Raw genomic sequence first — 22018 nt, forward strand, 5'->3', positions numbered from 1 at the left:
CTTTGCATGATAAAAGTAGTATTTATGGGGACACCGGACTTTTCTGTACCGGTGCTTCGTCGTCTTATTGAGGATGGATATGATGTAGTTGGTGTTGTAACACAGCCAGATCGTCCAGTAGGCAGAAAAAAAGTGATGACGCCAACGCCTGTTAAGGTTGAAGCGGAAAAGCATGGTATTCCAGTATTACAACCTTTAAAAATTCGCGAACAAGATGAATATGAGAAAGTATTGGCGCTAGAGCCTGATTTAATCGTAACAGCTGCGTTCGGACAAATTATACCAAAAGAAATTTTAGAAGCACCGAAATATGGCTGTATTAATGTACATGCATCACTACTTCCAGAGCTTCGCGGTGGTGCACCAATTCATTATGCCATTATGCAAGGAAAAGAAAAAACAGGTATTACTATTATGTACATGGTTGAAAAATTAGATGCTGGTGATATTTTAACGCAAGTAGAAGTGGAAATTGAAGAACGTGAAACAACAGGGTCATTGTTCGATAAATTGAGTGAAGCTGGAGCACACTTATTATCTAAAACGGTGCCGCTTTTAGTTCAAGGTAAATTAGAACCAATGAAACAAAACGAGGAAAAAGTGACATTTGCTTATAATATTAAGCGTGAGCAAGAAAAAATTAATTGGGCGAAAACAGGTGAGGAAGTATACAATCACATTCGTGGTTTAAATCCGTGGCCGGTTGCCTATACGACTTTAGCTGGACAAGTGGTAAAAGTATGGTGGGGAGAAAAAGTTCCTACAGCGAATCATGCTCAGCCTGGAACAATTGTAGAGATTCAAGAGGATGGTTTTATTGTAGCTACTGGAAATGAAACAGGTATTAAGATTACAGAGTTGCAGCCATCTGGTAAAAAACGCATGAGTTCTTCACAATTTTTACGTGGAGCAAAACTGGAGATTGGTACGAAGTTAGGAGAAGATGCATGAGACAAAACGTTCGTGAGTTAGCTCTTGATGGATTAATGCAAGTAGAAAAAAGTGGCGCTTACAGTAACTTGCTATTAAATCATTTAATTGAAAAAAGTACAATTAGTAAAAAAGATATCGGTTTACTAACTGAGATTGTGTATGGAACGATTCAACGCCGTGACACATTAGACTATTATTTACAACCGTTTTTAAGAAAAAAAGTGGAAGCATGGGTAAGGGTATTACTTCGTTTATCTTTATATCAAATGCTTTATTTAGACCGAGTTCCAGAACGAGCTGCTATTCATGAAGCAGTTGAAATCGCAAAACGTCGCGGACATAAAGGAATTGCCGGAATGGTGAATGGGGTATTGCGCTCTATTCAACGAGAAGGTGTACCTTCTTTAGATGAGTTGAAAGATCCTGTAGAGCGTCTTGCGATTGCGATGAGTCATCCGACATGGCTTGTACAAGAATGGGTAGCTGCATATGGTTTAGAGACAGCAGAAAAAATGTGTGAAGTAAATATGTTACCGCCTGTACCAACAGCGCGAGTAAATGTTGATAAAATAACAGTAGAAGAAGCGATTGATTTGTTAAATCAAGAAGGCGTTGAAGCAAAGCGCGGCGATTTATCTGATGATGCAATTCAAATTGAAAAAGGAAATATAGCTCATACAGAAGCGTTCCAAAAAGGTTTTCTTTCTATTCAAGATGAAAGCTCCATGCTTGTCGCACGAGCTGTAGAGCCAAGTAAAGGAGATATCATTCTTGATAGCTGTGCTGCTCCTGGCGGAAAAACAACGCATATGGCAGAACGATTACGAGGAACTGGTAAGGTTATGTCCCTTGATTTACATGCTCATAAAGTGCGTTTAATTAGACAACAAGCGAATCGACTTGGTCTGGAGAATGTGGAAACAAAGGCATTGGATGCTAGAAAGGTGCAAGAGCACTTTCACAATGAAAGTTTCGATAAAATATTAGTTGATGCACCATGCTCTGGATTTGGTGTCATTCGACGTAAACCGGATATTAAATTAGGGAAAGAAAAAGGAGATAGTGAAAGACTGTCGACAATTCAACAAACGATATTAGATCAAGTTGCTCCTCTGTTAAAGGCAGGCGGTCGACTTGTCTACAGTACATGTACAATTGAAAAAATAGAGAATGAACAAGTGGTAGAAAAATTTTTACAAAAGCATCCAGAATTTGAGTGGGATACTACGATGCAAGAACGTATGCCAGAAAAATTACGTCCGTATATCAATAAAGGACAAGTGCAAATTTTACCGCATTATTTTGCGACGGATGGCTTTTATATTGCTTGTTTAAGAAAGAAGGTGTAGCATCATGGAAACAACTACAAGAAAACAAAAGAAAGCTTTAGAAACAAAGAAACCATCGATTTACTCTTTACAACTTCATGAAATGCAAGATTGGTTAAAGGAACAAGGAGAGCCAAAGTTTCGAGCTGGACAAATTTTTGATTGGCTGTATAAAAAACGTGTAAAAAATTACGAGGATATGACAAATCTTTCTAAAGGATTGCGTGAAAAATTGTCGAATTCCTTTGATATTACTACTTTAAATACATTAGTAAAACAAACCTCTTCTGATGGTACGATTAAATTTTTATTCCAATTATACGATGGATATTCTATTGAAACAGTATTGATGCGACATGAGTATGGAAATTCTATTTGTGTAACAACTCAGGTAGGCTGCCGCATTGGCTGTACGTTCTGTGCGTCAACATTAGGAGGTTTAAAACGAAACCTAGAGGCTGGGGAAATCGTTGCACAAGTAGTAGAAGTACAGCGCGCGCTTGATGAAACAAATGAACGCGTAAGTTCTCTTGTCGTCATGGGAATTGGTGAACCGTTTGACAACTACGACCACTTAATGTCATTCTTGCGCATTGTTAACCATGAAAAGGGAATCAATATTGGAGCACGTCATATGACTGTTTCAACGAGTGGAATTATCCCGAAAATTTATAAGTTTGCCGAAGAAGATTTGCAAATTAACTTTGCGATTTCATTGCACGCTCCTAACACAGAACTGCGTTCAAAATTAATGCCGATTAACCGCGCTTATAAATTACCGGATTTAATGGAAGCTATTAAATACTATATAAATAGAACAGGGCGCCGCGTTACGTTCGAGTACGGCTTGTTTGGTGGAGAGAACGATCAAGTGGAGCACGCTGAAGAGCTGGCGCAACTTTTAAAAGGTGTAAAATGTCATGTGAATTTAATTCCGGTAAACTATGTACCAGAGCGAGACTACGTCAGAACACCACGAGAGCAAATTTTCTTATTTGAAAAAACGTTAAAAGATCGTGGTGTGAATGTAACGATTCGCCGTGAACAAGGTCATGATATTGATGCTGCCTGCGGTCAGTTGCGTGCAAAGGAGCGCAAAGAAGAGACGAGGTGACAAAATGAAAGCCGTGTTTCTATCGGATAAAGGAAAAGTGCGTCAACACAATGAAGATAGTGCAGGAGTTTTTCATAATTTAGATGGAGATATTTTAGCTGTAGTAGCTGATGGAATGGGAGGTCATCGAGCTGGGGATGTCGCTAGTTCGATGGCTATTCAGCTATTCCACGATTATTGGAAGCAAACATATAATATGAATGAACCGAAAAAAATAGAAGAATGGTTACATAACAATGTTGAAATGATTAATGAACGCATTTATGAATACTCGAAGCAGCATGTAGAGTGCAGTGGTATGGGAACAACGATTATTGCAGCGATATGTACAAAAGGTTTCGTTACGATTGGACATATTGGAGATAGTCGTTGTTATATGATATCTGATGGAGAAATATCGCTTGTAACAGAGGACCATTCACTTGTAAATGAACTGGTTAGACATGGTGAAATTTCAAAAGAAGATGCGGAATATCATCCGAAAAAAAATGTGCTTTTGCGTGCGCTTGGAACAGAAGAAAAGGTCGGATTAGACGTTAAAACATTAGTGCTGGAAGAGAACGATCAATTGCTTCTTTGCTCTGATGGATTATCAAATAAAGTTGCCATAAATGACATGCGAAGGATTTTGCAATTAAATGAACAACTTGAGACAAAGGGAGAACATCTGATTCAATTGGCGAATGATCGTGGTGGAGAAGATAACATTACCCTTGTCATTGTTGATTATGCGGATTCGGCAAACGAAAGTAGGTGAATTACAACGTGCTGATTGGAAAACGCCTAAACGACCGTTATAAGCTACTGGAAATGATTGGTGGCGGAGGGATGGCCAATGTATATTTAGCTCATGATGATATACTAGGTCGGGATGTAGCGGTAAAAATTTTAAGACTCGATTATGCGAATAATGAAGAGTTTATTAAACGTTTCCATAGAGAAGCGCAATCTGTTACAACGTTGTCGCATCCAAATATTGTAAATATGTATGATGTTGGGGAAGAAGATGGGATTTATTATCTTGTTATGGAATATGTACCTGGACAAACATTAAAGCAATACATAAATCAGCGTGGAATGTTGTCAATAGCTGAAGCACTTGATATTATGGAGCAATTAACAGCTGCAATGGCACATGCACATCATTTTGAAATTGTTCACCGAGATATTAAACCGCATAATATTCTCATTCGAAATGATGGAATTGTGAAAGTTACAGATTTTGGAATTGCGACAGCTACAAGTGCAACTACGATAACGCATACGAACTCTGTACTTGGATCTGTACATTATTTGTCTCCAGAACAGGCACGCGGAGGAATAGCCAATAAACAATCGGATATTTATTCACTTGGGATTGTTATGTTTGAATTGCTAACAGGACGACAACCATTTTCAGGAGAATCTGCTGTTGCTATAGCTTTAAAACATTTGCAAAATGAAACACCGTCTCCAAAACGTTGGAATCCAGAGATTCCGCAAAGTGTAGAAAATATTATTTTAAAAGCAACTGCAAAAGATCCTTTTCATCGATATCAGTCTGCGAATGCAATGAAAAGAGATATTGAAACAGCGTTATATCCAGAGCGCATTAACGAGCAACCGTTTTATATTCCAGAAGATATAGAAGCAACAAAAGCAATTCCGATTATTCAACAAGAACAACTATTTGGAAATGTAGGCGAGGAAACAATTGTATTACATGGAAATAAAGGAGAAGAGCACATAAAAGAAGAAGTGCAACCAAAGATAGAAAAAAAACGAAGTAATAAATGGTTAAAGGTATTAATTACAACGTTTTTATTCTTAGCAATTGGTATTACGTTAGCGCTTACGGTAATTCCAGGATTTTTTATACCGAAAGATGTGAAAATTCCCGATGTGGCTGGTATGAAGTATGAGTCTGCTGTTACGGCTCTTGTTGAGAAAGGATTTGAAGTGGCTGAACCAAATATCGTTTATACAGACGATGTTGAAGAAGGAAGAGTCATTAAAACAAATCCAGCGGCTGGAAGAGTTGTAAAGGAAAACTCTAAGATTACGATTTATCAATCCGGTGGGAAGAAAAAAAGCAAAATGGATAATTTAGTTGGAAAAGATTATGAGAGTTTGAAGGATGAATGGGAAGGGAAATATAAAATAATTGTTCCATCCTATATGGAAAGCGAGAAGCCAAAAGGACAGGTTATAGACCAAAGTCCAGCTCCAAATCAAATGATTGTAGAATCGGAACAAGAAGTGAAAGTTTGGGTTAGTAAAGGACCTTATCAAATTAGGCTTGGTGATTTTTCTGGTTGGACGGAAAACTATGTGAATAGTTATTTAAATGAAAATAAACTTGTACCGAATATAAAAAGAGAATATTCGGATACAGTGGAGAAAGGTCTCGTAATTTCTCAATCACCAAAGCCAGGAACACCTTTAAAAGCTACAGATAAAGTATTTGTGACGATTTCAGATGGTCCGAAACCGAAAGTAACGAAAACTGTAAAAGTAGATAATATTTCACTGCCATATGAAGCTCCTGTAATAGGTGAGAAAAAGCCACAAACAATCGAAATTTATAAAGAAGATATGCAGCATAAAATGGACAAACCGATTGAAACGCGAACGATAACAGAATCGGCCACTATTTCTCTTGAATTTGTCATTCAAGAAGGAACAAAAGGACATTATAAGATTGTTCGAGATGGTATAACAATTATAGATAAAGAAGTGCCATATCCAGCTGAATAACACGAAATTTCTTTTTGTGAATTCCATCTCCTAGTATAGAAGGAGATGGAATTCGTTACACTTTCCTGTTAAGCCCTGTTTACAGGGTAGACAGTATAACGAGAAAGGTGTTACCCTTTAAGATGAAAAATAATAAAATGAGAGCAATTTGAGTAGTGGTTATTCGTATATACATTACATATCGATTATTATAAAAGAGGTTCATTATGTTGAAATAGACAAGCTATATAAATAAAGGAGAATTGTATGCCAGAAGGAAAAATTATTAAGGCTTTAAGCGGTTTTTATTATGTGCAACATGAAGAAGGCATTACACAATGCCGTGGTCGTGGTGTATTCAGAAAGAATAAAATCACACCGCTTGTAGGAGATCAAGTCGTTTTTCAAGCAGAGAATCAAAACGAAGGTTACGTTTTAGAAGTATTTGAACGGAAAAATGAGCTTGTTAGACCCCCTATTGCGAATGTCGATCAAGCGATTCTTGTGTTTTCTGCAGTGGAACCAGATTTTAATCCAGGCCTGCTTGATCGTTTTCTAGTATTGATTGAATATCATAACATTAAGCCGATCATTTGTATTAGTAAAATGGATTTAGTAGATGAGCCAATGAGAGAAATGGTTGAATCTTATGCAAATGATTATCGTGAAATGGGATATGATGTATTATTTACTTCTATTAATACAGAAGAAAGTATTGAAATCTTAAAACCATTTCTTGAAGAATGTGTCTCAGTTGTTGCGGGACAATCTGGCGTTGGAAAATCATCTATGTTAAATGTATTGAGACCAGATTTAGAGTTAAAAACAAATGATATTTCTTCGCATTTAGGTCGTGGGAAACATACGACGAGGCATGTAGAATTAATTTCAGTTGGAAGTGGACTGGTAGCAGATACACCAGGATTTAGTTCTCTTGATTTTATCGATATTGAAGTAGAAGACTTGACACTTTGTTTTCCAGAGTTGAAAGAAGAGAGTCAATATTGTAAATTTAGAGGGTGTACACATCTTTCTGAACCGAAATGCGCGGTGAAAGCTGCGGTCGAGGAAGGAAGGATTGCTGATTACCGTTATGAACACTATAAACAATTTGTAGAAGAAATTAGAGAAAGAAAGCCGAGGTATTAGTCATGATTAAAATTGCACCATCGATTTTATCAGCAGATTTTTCAAAACTAGGGGAAGAAATTAAAGATGTAGAAAAAGGGGGAGCGGATTATATTCATGTTGATGTAATGGATGGACACTTTGTTCCAAATATTACGATTGGTCCGCTTATTGTAGAGGCAATTCGTCCGATTACATCTTTACCGTTAGATGTACATTTAATGATTGAAAACCCAGATCAGTATATTCCTACTTTTGCAAAAGCAGGGGCAGATATTATTACTGTTCACGTAGAAGCATGTCCACATTTACATCGCACTATTCAGTTAATTAAATCGCATGGTATTAAGGCTGGGGTTGTGCTAAATCCACATACACCAGTTTCTATCATTGAACATGTATTGGAAGATATTGATATGGTATTGCTTATGACAGTAAATCCAGGTTTTGGTGGACAGAAATTTATCCATTCTGTTTTACCAAAAATTAAACAAGTATCAGAAATGGTAGAAGAGCGTAATTTACAAGTAGAAATTGAAGTTGATGGTGGTGTAAATGCAGAAACTGCAAGACATTGTATCGAAGCTGGTGCAAATGTTCTTGTAGCTGGTTCTGCAGTATATAATCAAAAAGACCGCGGCGAAGCAATTCGAGTTATTCGCGGATAAGAAATACGTATTAGAAATGTATAAAGACCTGTTAGAACGGGATCACACAAAAAAGCAATCTACCGACTGGCAGATTGCTTTTTTTGATAGAAGGGGACGGAAAAATGATTATTCATATTTTAGCAGGAGGACCTGAAGAACATTGCGCGGATTTTTCTTTATATGAAAATGACGAGGTAGTGTGGGCAGCGGTTGACCGCGGAGTGTATCGCTTATTAAAGCAAGGAATTGTCCCGGCTGTTGCGTTTGGTGATTATGATTCAGTTACCGATGATGAGTTAGCTTGGATGCAAAAACAGACAGATGATTTACATATTGTACCGAGGGAAAAAGATCAAACGGATTTAGAAATTGCTATTCGGTGGGCTTTAAATCAAAATCCGAAGTTTATTCGTATTTTTGGTGCTACTGGTGGGAGACTTGATCATGGTTTAGCTAATATACAAATGCTTTTGAAAGGGTTAGAAAAAGAAATAGATATGTATATTGTAGATCAAAAAAATGAAATATGTGTAAAGAGTGTAGGAGCATATGATATTGAAGAAAATAAACAGTTTCCATATGTTTCTTTTGTACCAGTTACAAAGATTGTAAAAGGTATTACGCTTCGCGGTTTTAAATATCCTTTAACAAATAGAACCATTGAATGGGGATCGACGCTTTGCATTAGTAATGAACTTGCCAAGGAAAAAGGTACTTTTTCATTTACTTCTGGCATATTAATGATGATAAGAAGCACTGATTAAAGAAACAAATTTGCTCCTAGCATCATATAGTAAACAAGTGGAGTAATGGGGATTAGGAGGGAAACCATGAGATTTTATACAATTAAGTTACCTAAATTTCTTGGTGGAATTGTTCGCGCGGTGTTAAATACCTTTAAAAAGGACTAAAAAAGCACCTTTTACCGGTGCTTTTTTCATTGTAATAATAAAAAAAAGAGCCAAGCGGCTCTTTTTTTATTATTAAACACGTTCGATTTTGCCAGATTTTAATGCTCTAGCAGAAACGTAAACACGTTGAACTTTACCGTTGATGCGTACGCGAACTTTTTGAAGGTTAGCGCCCCATTTACGTTTTGTAGCGTTCATTGCGTGAGAACGAGAGTTACCAGAACGAGCTTTTCTTCCAGTGATAGCACAAACACGAGCCATGTATATTTCCCTCCTTAACTACCTTACCATACGTAATTTTTCAATGTTAGTCTTTTATGCGATGCTAAAAACACTACTATAATTTAACACAACTAAAAACAGAATGCAACCGTGTATAACAAAGAAATCAAGAAAAATTACTTGACACTAAATACCAGTAGGAAAAAGAAGGAAACAAGAAAAATCTCTTGACATATTATAGTAGTACATGTTGTATAATAACAATGGACTATTTTGCTCATCATAGAAAAGCACAATGTGCTGAAAATATGAGAGTGAAAAGAAAGAACGATGGAATTTTCTTTGAAAAGATTATATGATAGTAATTAAAGTAGTCTAGCTCACTTTCACCATTTATGAAGGGGGAAAAGAGATGTCAATTGAAATTAAAACAAAGTACGGTCAAATTGATATTAGTACAGATGTCATTGCAACAATTGCTGGAGGTGCCGCAGTAGATTGCTACGGTATCGTAGGTATGGCTTCAAAAAATCAATTGAAAGATGGATTAACAGATATTTTACGAAAAGAAAACTTTACTCGAGGCGTTATTGTTCGTAAAGAAGAAGATGAAGTACATATTGATATGTATATTATTGTGAGCTATGGTACAAAAATTTCAGAAGTAGCACATAACGTCCAAACGAAAGTAAAATATACATTAGATCAAACAGTAGGACTAGCCGTAGATTCTGTAAACATCTACGTACAAGGAGTTAAAGTAATAAACTTGTAATGTGCATTAAGGAGGAAAATCTGTGTCAATTCAAATAATTGATGGAAAACGTTTATCTCAAATGATTATTCAAGGAGCGAATAATTTAACTAACAATGTTAAACTTGTTGACGCATTGAACGTTTTTCCAGTTCCAGATGGCGATACCGGTACAAATATGAACTTATCAATGACTTCAGGGGCGCGTGAAGTTAAGGCAAATCCTTCACAGCATGCTGGTAAAGTCGGTGTAAGTTTAGCAAAAGGATTATTAATGGGAGCACGCGGTAATTCAGGTGTTATTTTATCTCAATTATTCCGTGGTTTTTCTAAATCCATTGAACAAAAAGAAGAATTAACAACAGTTGATTTTGCGGCAGCTTTAGAAGCTGGTGTAGAAACAGCGTATAAAGCAGTTATGAAACCGATTGAAGGAACGATTTTAACAGTTGCAAGAGAAACGGCTAAATATGCAGTCACAGTTGCGAAAAAACAGCGTGACTTTGTTTTGTTTATGGAGGACGTTGTAAAAGAAGCGAATGCATCGTTAAATCGTACGCCAGATTTATTACCTGTATTAAAACAAGTTGGCGTTGTAGATAGCGGTGGTAAAGGTCTTGTTGTTGTATATGAAGGATTTTTGGCAGAATTAAAAGGAGAAACAATTGCTTCTAATGAGCCAACGCAACCACCTATGAATGAACTGGTACGTGCAGAACATCACCGTAGTGTACAAAGCCAATTGAGTACAGAAGATATTAAGTATGGTTATTGTACAGAGTTTATGGTGAAATTAGATGCAGAGAAGGCGAAGGAACATAATTTCTCTGAACAAAAATTCCGTGAAGATATTAGTGTATATGGAGATTCATTATTAGTTGTATCAGATGATGAAATCGTAAAAGTACATATTCATGTAGAACATCCTGGTGATGCAATGAACTATGGTCAACGCTACGGTAGTTTAATTAATATTAAAGTAGAAAATATGCGTGAACAGCATACTGCTTTATTAGATGAACCAGCACCGACACATGAAACAGTGAGCACAACAAAGGAAAAACAACCATATGGTATTGTAACTGTAGCAATGGGATCAGGTATTAAAACATTATTCGAAAGCATTGGCGCAACTCAAGTAATCGAAGGTGGCCAAACGATGAATCCTAGCACAGAGGATATCGTAAAAGCAATTGAAGAAGCAAATGCTGAGAAAATCATTATTTTACCGAACAATGGCAATATTGTGATGGCAGCAGAACAAGCGGCTTCTGTTGTGGATCAAGAAGTTCTTGTTGTTCGTTCAAAAACAGTTCCTCAAGGAATGGCTGCAATGCTAGCATTTAATCCAACTGCTACTTTAGAGGAAAATGAAGAGAACATGAAAGAAGCATTATCTCATGTGAAAACAGGTCAAATTACGTATGCAGTTCGCGATACAGAAATTGACGGTGTAGCGATTCAAAAAGACGACTTCATGTGTATTGCAGATGGAAAAATTGTATCTACTAATCCTCAAAAAGTAGGGGCAACGAAGCAATTGTTAGAAAGTATGATTGATGAAGATTCTGAAATCGTAACGATATTGCAAGGTGAAGATACAACAGCAGAAGAAGTTGCAGAAGTCATTGCGTTTGTAGAAGAGAAATTTGAAGATGTAGAGGTTGAGGTGCATCAAGGAAATCAACCTGTATATTCTTTCATAGTTTCTGTAGAGTAAGATTTGCTAATGAACAAGAATGAATGATATGTAAAGTGTCTATCGTTCTTATTCAAAAGGCTAGTATATGATGAATGAAAAAGAGCCTTGCTGGTATAGTAGGGCTCTTTTTCATTCGGTTCTGTAAGAGTGGTTTCTTTTAGAATGCCTATGATACAATAGGAATCGTGGAAGCGAGCGATTGCAATATAAAATAAATTTGGATACTTGCAATCTTAATACGAAAAATTGCCAAAGGTAAACAGAATGAACGAAGAAAATGATGTGACGGAGTGTGGAGATTTTGAATGAAGTTGTGCAAGTTCCTGTTACGGATGTAAAAGGAATCGGGACAGAAACATCTGAGCTATTACATGAGATGGGAATTTATACAGTCACGCATCTATTAGAGCATTTCCCATACCGCTATGAAGATTATGCAATGAAAGATTTAGCGGATGTAAAACACGAAGAACGTGTGACCGTTGAAGGGAAAGTTCATAGCGCTCCTATACTACAATACTATGGGAAGAAAAAATCTCGGCTTACTGTTCGCGTACTCGTTGGTCGTTATTTAATTACTGCTGTGTGTTTTAATAGACCTTATTATAAACAAAAACTAAAGCTTGATGAAGTAGTTACCATTACTGGTAAATGGGATCAGCATCGTCAAACGATCTCTGTGTCTGAATTACACTTTGGGCCATTTGTGCGGAAGCAAGAAATAGAGCCGGTATATTCGGTAAAAGGAAAGTTAACGGTGAAGCAAATGAGACGCTTTATCGCACAAGCTTTGAAAGAATATGGCAATGCTATAGTTGAGTTGTTACCAAATGGTTTACTTGGTCGATATAAGTTATTACCGCGTTATGAAGCACTTCGAGCGCTTCATTTTCCGGTTAATCAAGAAGATTTAAAACAAGCTCGTCGGCGGTTTGTATATGAGGAATTTTTCTTATTTCAGTTGAAAATGCAAGCTCTTCGTAAAATAGAAAGAGAAAATTCACAAGGAACGAAGAAAGATGTTTCAGTGGAAGGGTTACAAGAATTTATTGATGCGCTTCCATTTCCTCTTACAGGGGCGCAGCAGCGTGTTATTGCTGAAATTTTAAAAGACATGCGATCTCCGTATCGTATGAATCGCTTATTACAAGGTGACGTTGGGTCAGGGAAGACAGTTGTTGCCGCGATTGCTTTATATGCTGCTAAACTCGCTCATTATCAAGGTGCCTTAATGGTTCCTACTGAAATTTTAGCTGAACAACATTTTCAATCATTGACAGAAATTTTCTCGCATTTTCATTTGAATGTGGAATTATTAACAAGTTCAGTGAAAGGGGCGCGTCGCCGAGAAATTTTAGCAAAATTAGAACAAGGTGAAATTGATATTCTTGTTGGGACGCATGCTTTAATTCAAGATGAGGTTATTTTCCATAAACTCGGATTGGTTATTACGGATGAACAACATCGGTTTGGAGTAGCGCAGCGTCGTGTGTTGCGCGAAAAAGGAGAAAGTCCTGATGTTTTGTTTATGACGGCGACTCCTATTCCTCGAACATTAGCGATAACTGCTTTTGGAGAGATGGACGTTTCGATTATTGATGAAATGCCAGCTGGTCGTAAAGTGATTGAAACATATTGGACAAAGCATGATATGTTAGATCGCGTCTTAAATTTTGTTGCGAAAGAAGTAAAAAAAGGAAGACAAGCCTATGTAATTTGTCCGCTAATTGAAGAATCTGAGAAACTTGATATGCAAAATGCAATTGATTTGCATAGTATGTTAACGCATCATTATCAAGGGGAATTTCAGGTTGGATTAATGCATGGACGTTTATCAGCTCAAGAAAAAGAAGAAGTGATGGAACAATTTAGTGAAAATAAAGTACAAATCCTTGTTTCAACGACAGTCGTTGAAGTTGGCGTGAATGTACCGAATGCAACAGTTATGGTCATTTATGATGCCGAGCGTTTTGGTTTATCGCAGCTTCATCAGTTGCGAGGGCGCGTTGGACGCGGTAGTGAGCAATCTTACTGCTTGCTAATTGCAGATCCGAAATCAGAAACGGGAAAAGAACGCATGCGCATTATGACTGAAACAAATGATGGATTTGTATTGTCAGAAAAAGACTTAGAATTACGTGGGCCTGGAGATTTTTTTGGAAGTAAGCAAAGTGGTCTACCAGAGTTTAAGGTGGCTGACATAGTACATGATTATCGAGCGTTAGAAACAGCAAGGCAGGATGCTGCGCTTCTTGTAGAATCGGAAGCATTTTGGTATAACGAGCAGTATGCAGCATTGCGCATGTATTTAGAAGGAACAGGTGTTTTTCAAGGTGAAAAGCTCGATTAAGACAGTGTGTGAAAGTTTTTGTTGCATTCTACTTTTAATGATTATATACTACTGTTAGTACCTAGTCACAAAAAATGGATGGTGCGGTATGAAAAAAAGAAGAAGTAAAAAAGAAAGACAAGCGTTATTACAACAAACAATAGAAACCAATCCGTTTATAACGGATGAAGATTTAGCGGAACGATTTCAAGTTAGTATACAGACGGTTCGTCTTGATCGTATGGAGTTATCCATTCCAGAGTTAAGAGAAAGAATTAAGCATGTAGCTACAAAAAACCATGAAGAGAATGTAAAATCGTTACCACTTGAGGAAATTGTTGGAGAAATTATTGATATAGAATTAGATAGACATGCAATTTCCATTTTTGAAGTGAAACTAGAACATGTTTTTCAAAGAAATCAAATTGCCCGCGGGCATCATTTGTTTGCTCAAGCAAACTCACTAGCTGTTGCGGTTATTGATGAAGATCTAGCTTTAACTGCAAAGTCTACCATTCGATATATCCGTCCTGTAAAATTAGGAGAGCGTGTTGTTGCGAAAGCGCGCGTTGAGGATGTTGAGAATGATAAAGGGCGGACGATTGTCAAAGTGCGGAGCTTTGTTGGAGAAGAATTAGTTTTTACAGGCACTTTTGAAATGTATCGATCTAGTAATTATAGTGAGGAAGGTAACAATTTATGAAAATCGCAATAGATGCAATGGGCGGCGATCATGCTCCAAAGGCTGTAGTATTAGGAGCAATGAAAGCTATTAAAGAATATTCAGATTTACATATTACATTAGTAGGGAAAGAAGAGGAAATTCGTCAATACTTAACGAACGAAGAGCGAATTACTATACTTCATACAGATGAAAAAATTGAAGCGACAGATGAACCGGTAAGAGCAGTTCGTCGCAAAAAGCAAGCTTCAATGGTACTAGCAGCGCAGCAAGTAAAAGAAGGGGAAGCAGATGCTTGTATATCAGCTGGTAGTACAGGAGCTTTAATGGCAGCTGGTTTGTTCGTTGTCGGCCGAATGGAAGGGATTGAACGACCTGCTTTGTCACCTACTATGCCAACTGTTGGTGGAGAAGGCTTTGTTATGTTAGATGTTGGTGCTAATGTTGATGCCAAGCCGATTCATTTATATCAATATGCATTAATGGGTTCTGTATATGCAGAAAAAGTAAGAGGAATTAAAAATCCACGTGTTGGACTATTAAATGTTGGTACCGAAGATGGGAAAGGGAATGATCTTTCAAAACAAGTATTTTCTATGTTAAAAGATGCCCCAATTCACTTTGTTGGGAACGTTGAATCAAGAGATTTATTGCAAGGTGTGGCAGATGTTGTTGTATGTGACGGTTTCACAGGAAATGTGGCACTAAAGTCATTAGAGGGAACCGCACTTGCATTATTCTCTATGTTAAAAGAGCAATTGATGAGCTCATTTACAAGTAAACTAGCAGCAGCAGTATTAAAACCGAAATTGATGACGTTAAAAGATAAAATGGATTATTCGGAGTATGGTGGGGCAGCGCTGTTTGGATTAAAGGCGCCTGTCATCAAGGCTCACGGTTCTTCTAATGACCAATCTATATTTAGTGCGATTCGTCAAACGAGAGAGATGGTAGCGAAAGAAGTTATTCCTACAATTTCAAGTGTAATGGAGAAAGAGCCACTCCGATAAGAGGAGGATTTGAAATGGGAAAACTAGCATTTCTTTTTCCAGGCCAAGGTTCACAGGCAGTAGGAATGGGAAAACAGTTAGCTGAAAATAATAAAAAAGTAGCAGAGGTATTTCAAAAAGCGGATCAAGTTTTAAATGAGCCTCTTTCACAAGTGATTTTTGAAGGGCCTCAGGAGAAACTAACATTAACGACAAATGCACAGCCGGCATTACTCACAACTAGTTTTGCAATTTTAACTGCCTTAAATGAATACGATATTACGCCTGATTATGTAGCAGGACATAGTCTAGGTGAATATAGTGCGCTTGTTGCAGCTGGAGCATTAACATTTGAAGATGCTGTTTATGCTGTGAGAAAACGTGGTGAATATATGGAAGAAGCTGTTCCAGGTGGGGAAGGCGCGATGGCAGCTATATTAGGTGCTGATCCGAATATCCTGAAACAAGTTACAGAAGAAGTGACAAATGAGGGGCATGCGGTGCAAATTGCCAATATGAACAGTGTAAAGCAAATTGTAATTTCTGGGACAAAGCAAGGGGTAGAGCTTGCTTCTCAAAAGGCAAAAGAAAAAGGCGCGAAGCGAGCGATTCCCCTTCGAGTAAGCGGACCGTTTCATTCTTCCCTTATGAAGCCGGCAGCTGAAAAATTTAAAAGTGTGCTAAATGAAATTGCAATTCAAGATACAAAGATCCCCGTTATTGCAAATGTTACAGCAGACTGTATGACAAACAAGGAAGAGATTCAAGAAAAGCTGATTGAACAACTTTATTCACCTGTGTTATGGTACCCATCCATTGCATGTATGATTGAGCAAGGTGTAGATACATTTATTGAGATTGGACCTGGAAAAGTACTTGCTGGTCTTATGAAAGCAATTGATTCATCTGTGAAAGTATATACGGTCTATGATGAAGAAACATTAAAAGATACCATTTCAAGTTTGAGAGGAGAAAGCGGATGTTAAAAGAGAAAATAGCACTTGTTACAGGTGCATCGCGTGGAATCGGTCGTGCAATTGCAATCGATTTAGCAAAACAAGGGGCGAAAGTGATTGTAAATTATGCCGGAAATGAGCAAAAAGCGAATGAAGTTGTAGATGAAATCAAGAAAATAGGATCATCCGCAATTGCAGTAAAAGCAGATGTTGCAATTGCGGATGATGTTACAAATATGGTAAGACAGGCAGTAGATACGTTTGGACAAATTGATATTCTTGTGAATAATGCTGGCGTAACAAGAGATAATTTGTTAATGCGTATGAAAGAAGAAGAATGGGATACAGTTATTAATACAAACCTAAAAGGTGTATTCCTATGTACAAAAGCTGTATCTCGCTACATGATGCGCCAGCGTTATGGACGCATTATTAATATTGCATCTGTTGTAGGCGTGACTGGAAATCCAGGACAAGCAAACTATGTAGCTGCAAAGGCTGGAGTAATCGGTTTGACGAAGACATCGGCTAAGGAGTTAGCAAGCCGAAATATTACAGTAAATGCAATTGCTCCTGGATTTATTACGACTGATATGACAGATGTATTAGATGAAAAGGTAAAAGAAGAAATGTTAAAATTAATTCCTGCTGCTCAGTTTGGTGAAGCGCAAGATATTGCGAATGCTGTAACATTTTTTGCTACGAATCAAAGCAAATATATTACAGGACAAACCTTACACGTTGATGGCGGCATGGTAATGTAAGAAAAGAAATAAGGAAAGAATCGATTTTACCTAGTTTTTTTTGATAATATTTAATATAATACTTGAGGGGAGGTGAATGGAATGGCAGATGTTTTAGAGCGTGTAACAAAAATCATCGTTGATCGTTTAGGTGTAGAAGAAACTGAGGTAGTACCAGCTGCGAGCTTTAAAGAAGATTTAGGCGCAGACTCCCTAGATGTAGTAGAACTTGTAATGCAATTAGAAGATGAGTTTGAAATGGAAATTTCTGATGAAGATGCTGAAAAGATTGCTACTGTTGGCGATGCTGTGACTTACATAGAGAGTCATCTATAATGTTTGAGTGAAGTCCCGTTTTTTAGCGGGGCTTTCTCGGCTTATATCTGGAGGGACCTATGCCGTACCGTAAATATAGAGAAAAAAAATATGAAGCAAAATATCGTGAAGCTTTTAGAACGTTTCAACAAAAATTAGGTATTACGTTTACAAATGAAAAATTATTAATTCAAGCATTTACGCATTCATCGTATGTGAATGAGCATCGAAAAAAGCCGCATGAAGATAATGAACGCCTTGAGTTTCTTGGCGATGCTGTATTAGAGCTAACTGTATCACAGTATCTGTTTCAAAAATATCCGACAATGAGTGAAGGTGAGTTAACAAAACTGCGTGCAGCTGTTGTTTGTGAGCCATCTCTTGTACGTTTCGCTAATGAACTATCATTCGGTAGCCTTGTCTTATTAGGAAAAGGAGAAGAAATGACAGGCGGACGTGAACGACCAGCTTTATTAGCGGATGTCTTTGAAGCGTTTATTGGTGCCCTTTATCTTGATCAAGGATTAGATACAGTTTGGGGATTTTTAAAAGAAATTGTATATCCGAAAATTAACGAAGGTGCTTTTTCTCATGTGATGGATTATAAGAGTCAATTGCAGGAATTGATTCAACGTGATGGTAGCGGCAATATAGAGTACCAAATCTTGCAAGAAAAAGGACCTGCTCATAATCGAGAGTTCGTGTCCCGTGTTACATTAAATAGTGTAGCACTTGGTCTTGGAAGTGGAAAATCAAAAAAAGAAGCAGAACAACAAGCTGCTGCAGAAGCGTTGAGAAAATTAAAAGAACAATCATAAGGAATCCCCCTCATGTAAAGGGGGATTCCTTATGCATAGAGTGAAACTTTCTTTTTTATGTTAAGTGAATAGGAAAGTCTGTGCATGAAATGAGTTTATTTGATTAAATATTGTGTAACAACAGAGAACAGGAGGAAGGCCTTTCGTGTTTTTAAAGAGATTAGAAATAGCTGGATTTAAATCCTTCGCGGAACGTGTTGCTGTAGATTTCGTTCCGGGTGTAACATCGGTTGTTGGTCCGAATGGAAGCGGAAAAAGTAATATTACGGATGCAATTCGCTGGGTACTTGGTGAACAATCTGCCAAATCATTGCGCGGTGCAAAAATGGAGGATATTATTTTTGCTGGTAGTGATACGAGAAGAGCGGTTAATGTAGCGGAAGTAACATTAACTTTAAATAATGAAGATCAGCGCTTACCGATTGAATATAATGAAGTATGTGTAACACGCCGTGTTTCTCGTTCAGGCGATAGCGATTTTTTCATTAATAAACAGTCTTGTAGGTTGAAAGATATTATTGATTTATTTATGGACTCTGGTATGGGTCGAGAGGCTTTTTCAATCATTAGCCAAGGGAAAGTAGAAGAAATTTTAAGTAGTAAATCAGAAGAACGTCGCGGTGTGTTTGAAGAAGCAGCAGGCGTATTAAAGTATAAGTTGCGTAAAAAGAAAGCAGAAGGAAAATTAGCGGAAACGCAAGATAATTTAAATCGAGTTCAAGATATTATTCATGAATTAAGCAGTCAAGTAGAGCCTCTTGAAAGACAAGCTTCCGTTGCAAAAGATTATTTAGAGAAAAAGGAAGAGTTAGAAAAAGTTGAAGCAGCTCTTATTGTGTATGAAATTGAAGAATTATATAAAAAATGGGAAGCTCTTCGTCAACAATTTGGACATAATAAAGCTGAAGAAGTGAAGGTAGCAAGTCACTTACAAAAAAATGAGGCGGAACTTGAAGAGTTACGCGGGCAATTACAAGCTATTGATGAGTCTATTCATTCCTTGCAAGAAGTTCTTCTCCTTTCTAGTAAAGAATTAGAAAAGCTAGAGGGACAACGTGAATTGCTGAAGGAAAGAAAACAAAATGCCACAACACATTGCGCGCAATTAGGACAGTTAATCATTGAATTAACTGAAAAAATAGATGGCTATGAAGGTGAAATTGAAACAAGTACTGAAGAATTAATGAATTTTGCTAAACAAGTGAAAGAATTGGAACAGAAGTTACAAGAAAACGAAAAACTTCTTTCGACATATGAGGAGAATTTAGAGGAACAGATTGAGAATTTAAAAGGTGATTACATTGAACTTTTAAATAAGCAGGCAAGTTATCGTAATGAGCTTTCTATGATTGAAGAACAATTTAAACAACAAAACTCTAAAAACCAGCGCCTTGATGAAGAAAACGAAAAATATGTTCAAATGCGTATGCAAATTACAGCAAAAAAGGCGAAAATTGTAGAAAATTATGAACAGGTAAAAGAGAAAGTCGCTCATATTGTTCAGGATATACATAAGACAGAAGCTGCACTAGGAAAATGTAAATCGCAATATAGTGAAAATGAATCAAAGTTATATCAAGCGTATCAATTTGTTCAGCAAGCACGTTCAAGAAAAGAAATGCTAGAAGAAATGCAAGAGGATTATTCTGGTTTCTATCAAGGTGTACGTGAAGTATTAAAAGCTCGTGACAATATACTTCAAGGGATTGAAGGGGCGGTAGCAGAGCTTCTTACTGTACCGAAGGAGTATGAAGTGGCACTGGAGATTGCGCTTGGTGCCGCAATGCAGCATATTGTTGTTCAAACAGAAGAGCATGCTCGTAAGGCGATTACTTTTTTAAAGCAGAATAGACACGGACGAGCAACATTTTTACCTCAAGCAGTCATTAAGAGAAGATCTTTATCAGTGGATCAGTTGCGTATAATCAATCAACATCCTGCTTTTGTCGGTGTTGCAGCAGAGCTTGTGCAGTACGATCATAAATATGAAAATATCGTTTCAAATTTATTAGGTACAGTTGTTGTTGCAAAAGACTTACGGGGAGCAAACGAATTGGCGAAACAATTGCAATATCGCTATCGTATTGTGACGATTGAAGGAGATGTTGTGAACCCGGGCGGCTCTATGACCGGTGGCGCTGTGAAGCAAGCGAAATCTTCTTTATTAGGACGTCAGCGTGAATTGGAAGAGTGGAATGAGAAACTTGCTGACATGGAAGAAAAAACAACGAAATTAGAAAACTTTGTGAAAGCATTGAAGCAAGAAATTCAAGAGAAAGAAGAAAAAGTGAAAGAATTGCGTCAAACGCTAGAAGCTGAACGTGTCATCGAACAGAAATTAAAAGAAGAAACGAATCAACTTGCGTTAGAAGAGCATCGAATTAATGACCGTTTATCAATCTATGATTTAGAGATTGAAGGCTTTATGCAAGATCAAGTGAAAATGCAAGGACGCAAGGCGGAGCTAGAAGAGATTTTAGCGAACCTTCAACAAGAGATTCACGCACTAGATACAGAAATTGTAACTTTAACAAAACAGAAAAGTGAACAGCACTCTTCGAAAGAAAAGGTGCAGGCAGAAATTACTGAGTTAAAAGTACAAGCTGCTGAAAAACAACAGCGTCTATCTAACCAAAAGGAAAAAGTGGAGCGCTTAATCAAAGAGAAAGAGGAAGCGGAGCGTACTCTTGTTAAAACGAAAGAAGATTTATCGTTCTTAAAGCAAGAAATGACATCAAATTCGAGCGGTGAAGAACAAATTGCAAGTATGATCGAAAAGAAAACATACGATCGAAATCAGACAACAGAATTAATACGATCTCGACGTGAACAAAGAGTGGAATTCCAAGCGCGAGTAGAGCGCTTAGAACGCGATGTGAAAGATGCGCAGGGCAAACATAAGTATATTTTGGAAATGATAAGAGATCAAGAAGTTAAGATTAACCGACTTGATGTAGAATTAGAGAATAGGTTGCAGCATTTGCGTGAAACATATACGATTTCATTTGAAGCAGCAAAATTAAAATATACAATGACAATGCCTGCGGAAGAAGCTCGTAAAAAAGTCAAATTAATTAAATTATCAATAGAAGAGCTGGGAACTGTAAACTTAGGTGCAATTGATGAATATGAGCGGGTAGCAGAGCGTCATACATTCTTATTAGAACAGCGAGATGATCTAGAAGAAGCGAAAGAGACATTACACCAAGTAATTACAGAGATGGATGAAGAGATGAAAAAACGTTTTTCTACTACATTCCAATCTATTCGCACGGAATTCCAAGCTGTATTCTGTGAATTGTTTGGTGGAGGAAGAGCAGATTTAGTGATGACCAATCCACAAGATTTATTAAATACAGGGATTGACATTGTTGCACAGCCTCCGGGTAAGAAATTGCAAAATTTAGGGCTGTTATCGGGCGGAGAACGTGCGCTAACTGCCATTGCCTTGCTCTTTGGTATTTTAAAGGTACGTCCAGTTCCTTTCTGCGTACTAGATGAGGTGGAAGCGGCTCTTGATGAAGCAAATGTGGCTCGTTTCGCGCAGTATTTGAAAAAATTTAGCGATGAAACGCAGTTTATTGTCATTACGCACCGAAAAGGTACAATGGAAGAGTCAGATGTTTTATATGGCGTAACGATGCAAGAATCAGGTGTATCGAAGCTTGTTTCTGTTCGTTTAGATGATGGAGAAAAACTTGTAGCAAGTAAATAGAAAGGATGGGAAGA

20 protein-coding genes are annotated in these 22018 nt (G+C 37.4%); 19 read left to right on the forward strand and 1 reads right to left on the reverse strand.

The annotated features are described in order from the left end of the window. Positions 1-6 precede the first annotated feature (6 nt). From fmt to spoVM, 9 genes are all read left to right on the forward strand, one after another. Positions 7-951: a methionyl-tRNA formyltransferase gene (gene fmt, locus MR058_RS13630; RefSeq protein WP_242144511.1), complete on the forward strand. Its 945-nt coding sequence runs from the start codon at positions 7-9 to the stop codon at positions 949-951. Then, positions 948-2282: a 16S rRNA (cytosine(967)-C(5))-methyltransferase RsmB gene (rsmB, locus tag MR058_RS13635; protein ID WP_242144512.1), complete on the forward strand. Its 1335-nt coding sequence runs from the start codon at positions 948-950 to the stop codon at positions 2280-2282. Before fmt ends, rsmB begins: the two co-directional genes overlap by 4 nt. A 4-nt stretch (positions 2283-2286) precedes the next feature. After that, positions 2287-3375: a dual-specificity RNA methyltransferase RlmN gene (rlmN, locus tag MR058_RS13640; RefSeq protein WP_242144513.1), complete on the forward strand. Its 1089-nt coding sequence runs from the start codon at positions 2287-2289 to the stop codon at positions 3373-3375. 4 nt (positions 3376-3379) lie between these two features. After that, positions 3380-4132 carry a Stp1/IreP family PP2C-type Ser/Thr phosphatase gene (locus MR058_RS13645; RefSeq protein WP_242144514.1) on the forward strand — a complete coding sequence of 251 codons (753 nt, stop codon included), beginning with the start codon at positions 3380-3382 and terminating at the stop codon, positions 4130-4132. Between the two features lie 8 nt (positions 4133-4140). Continuing rightward, positions 4141-6111 (forward strand): Stk1 family PASTA domain-containing Ser/Thr kinase, encoded by a 1971-nt coding sequence (gene pknB, locus MR058_RS13650; RefSeq protein WP_242144515.1) that lies wholly within the window; start codon positions 4141-4143, stop codon positions 6109-6111. 246 nt (positions 6112-6357) lie between these two features. Next, entirely contained in the window at positions 6358-7239 is an 882-nt protein-coding gene (rsgA, locus tag MR058_RS13655; protein ID WP_242144516.1) for a ribosome small subunit-dependent GTPase A, read from the forward strand. 2 nt (positions 7240-7241) lie between these two features. Beyond that, positions 7242-7886, forward strand: a complete 645-nt coding sequence (gene rpe, locus MR058_RS13660) for a ribulose-phosphate 3-epimerase (protein ID WP_242144517.1) — start codon at positions 7242-7244, stop codon at positions 7884-7886. A gap of 104 nt (positions 7887-7990) precedes the next feature. After that, a complete protein-coding gene (locus tag MR058_RS13665; protein ID WP_242144518.1) occupies positions 7991-8632 on the forward strand; it encodes a thiamine diphosphokinase in 642 nt (213 codons plus the stop codon). Positions 8633-8698: 66 nt separating this feature from the next. Beyond that, entirely contained in the window at positions 8699-8779 is an 81-nt protein-coding gene (spoVM, locus tag MR058_RS13670) for a stage V sporulation protein SpoVM (protein ID WP_001213600.1), read from the forward strand. Between the two features lie 72 nt (positions 8780-8851). On the opposite strand, the gene rpmB is transcribed toward spoVM, so the two are convergent. Further along, positions 8852-9040, reverse strand: coding sequence for a 50S ribosomal protein L28 (rpmB, locus tag MR058_RS13675; RefSeq protein WP_012094952.1), 189 nt, complete (start codon positions 9038-9040; stop codon positions 8852-8854). A 373-nt stretch (positions 9041-9413) separates the two neighbouring features. Between rpmB and MR058_RS13680 the strand changes: the two genes are divergently transcribed. The 10 genes from MR058_RS13680 to smc all read left to right on the forward strand — a co-directional run bounded on the left by MR058_RS13680 (position 9414) and on the right by smc (position 22004). Then, the gene (locus MR058_RS13680; RefSeq protein ID WP_042979435.1) at positions 9414-9776 is read left to right on the forward strand and encodes an Asp23/Gls24 family envelope stress response protein; all 363 of its coding nucleotides are present in this window, start codon (positions 9414-9416) and stop codon (positions 9774-9776) included. A 22-nt stretch (positions 9777-9798) separates the two neighbouring features. Beyond that, positions 9799-11475 carry a DAK2 domain-containing protein gene (locus tag MR058_RS13685; RefSeq protein WP_242144519.1) on the forward strand — a complete coding sequence of 559 codons (1677 nt, stop codon included), beginning with the start codon at positions 9799-9801 and terminating at the stop codon, positions 11473-11475. Between the two features lie 283 nt (positions 11476-11758). Further along, complete coding sequence (recG, locus tag MR058_RS13690; RefSeq protein WP_242144520.1) at positions 11759-13807, forward strand: ATP-dependent DNA helicase RecG; 2049 nt, start codon at positions 11759-11761, stop codon at positions 13805-13807. Between the two features lie 88 nt (positions 13808-13895). Continuing rightward, a complete protein-coding gene (gene fapR / locus MR058_RS13695; protein ID WP_242144521.1) occupies positions 13896-14489 on the forward strand; it encodes a transcription factor FapR in 594 nt (197 codons plus the stop codon). Next, positions 14486-15478 carry a phosphate acyltransferase PlsX gene (gene plsX / locus MR058_RS13700; protein WP_242144522.1) on the forward strand — a complete coding sequence of 331 codons (993 nt, stop codon included), beginning with the start codon at positions 14486-14488 and terminating at the stop codon, positions 15476-15478. The genes fapR and plsX overlap by 4 nt, the downstream gene beginning before the upstream one ends. A gap of 14 nt (positions 15479-15492) precedes the next feature. Beyond that, positions 15493-16443, forward strand: coding sequence for an ACP S-malonyltransferase (gene fabD, locus MR058_RS13705; RefSeq protein ID WP_242144523.1), 951 nt, complete (start codon positions 15493-15495; stop codon positions 16441-16443). After that, positions 16437-17177 carry a 3-oxoacyl-[acyl-carrier-protein] reductase gene (gene fabG / locus MR058_RS13710; protein ID WP_242144524.1) on the forward strand — a complete coding sequence of 247 codons (741 nt, stop codon included), beginning with the start codon at positions 16437-16439 and terminating at the stop codon, positions 17175-17177. The genes fabD and fabG overlap by 7 nt, the downstream gene beginning before the upstream one ends. A gap of 81 nt (positions 17178-17258) precedes the next feature. After that, positions 17259-17492 carry an acyl carrier protein gene (gene acpP, locus MR058_RS13715; protein ID WP_000786062.1) on the forward strand — a complete coding sequence of 78 codons (234 nt, stop codon included), beginning with the start codon at positions 17259-17261 and terminating at the stop codon, positions 17490-17492. Between the two features lie 59 nt (positions 17493-17551). Beyond that, positions 17552-18289 carry a ribonuclease III gene (gene rncS / locus MR058_RS13720; RefSeq protein ID WP_242144525.1) on the forward strand — a complete coding sequence of 246 codons (738 nt, stop codon included), beginning with the start codon at positions 17552-17554 and terminating at the stop codon, positions 18287-18289. A 145-nt stretch (positions 18290-18434) separates the two neighbouring features. Beyond that, complete coding sequence (smc, locus tag MR058_RS13725) at positions 18435-22004, forward strand: chromosome segregation protein SMC (protein WP_242144526.1); 3570 nt, start codon at positions 18435-18437, stop codon at positions 22002-22004. The last annotated feature ends 14 nt before the right edge of the window (positions 22005-22018 follow it).

The sequence above is a fragment of the Bacillus cereus group sp. BfR-BA-01430 genome, from assembly GCF_022663115.1.
Lineage (GTDB): Bacteria > Bacillota > Bacilli > Bacillales > Bacillaceae_G > Bacillus_A > Bacillus_A cereus_BD.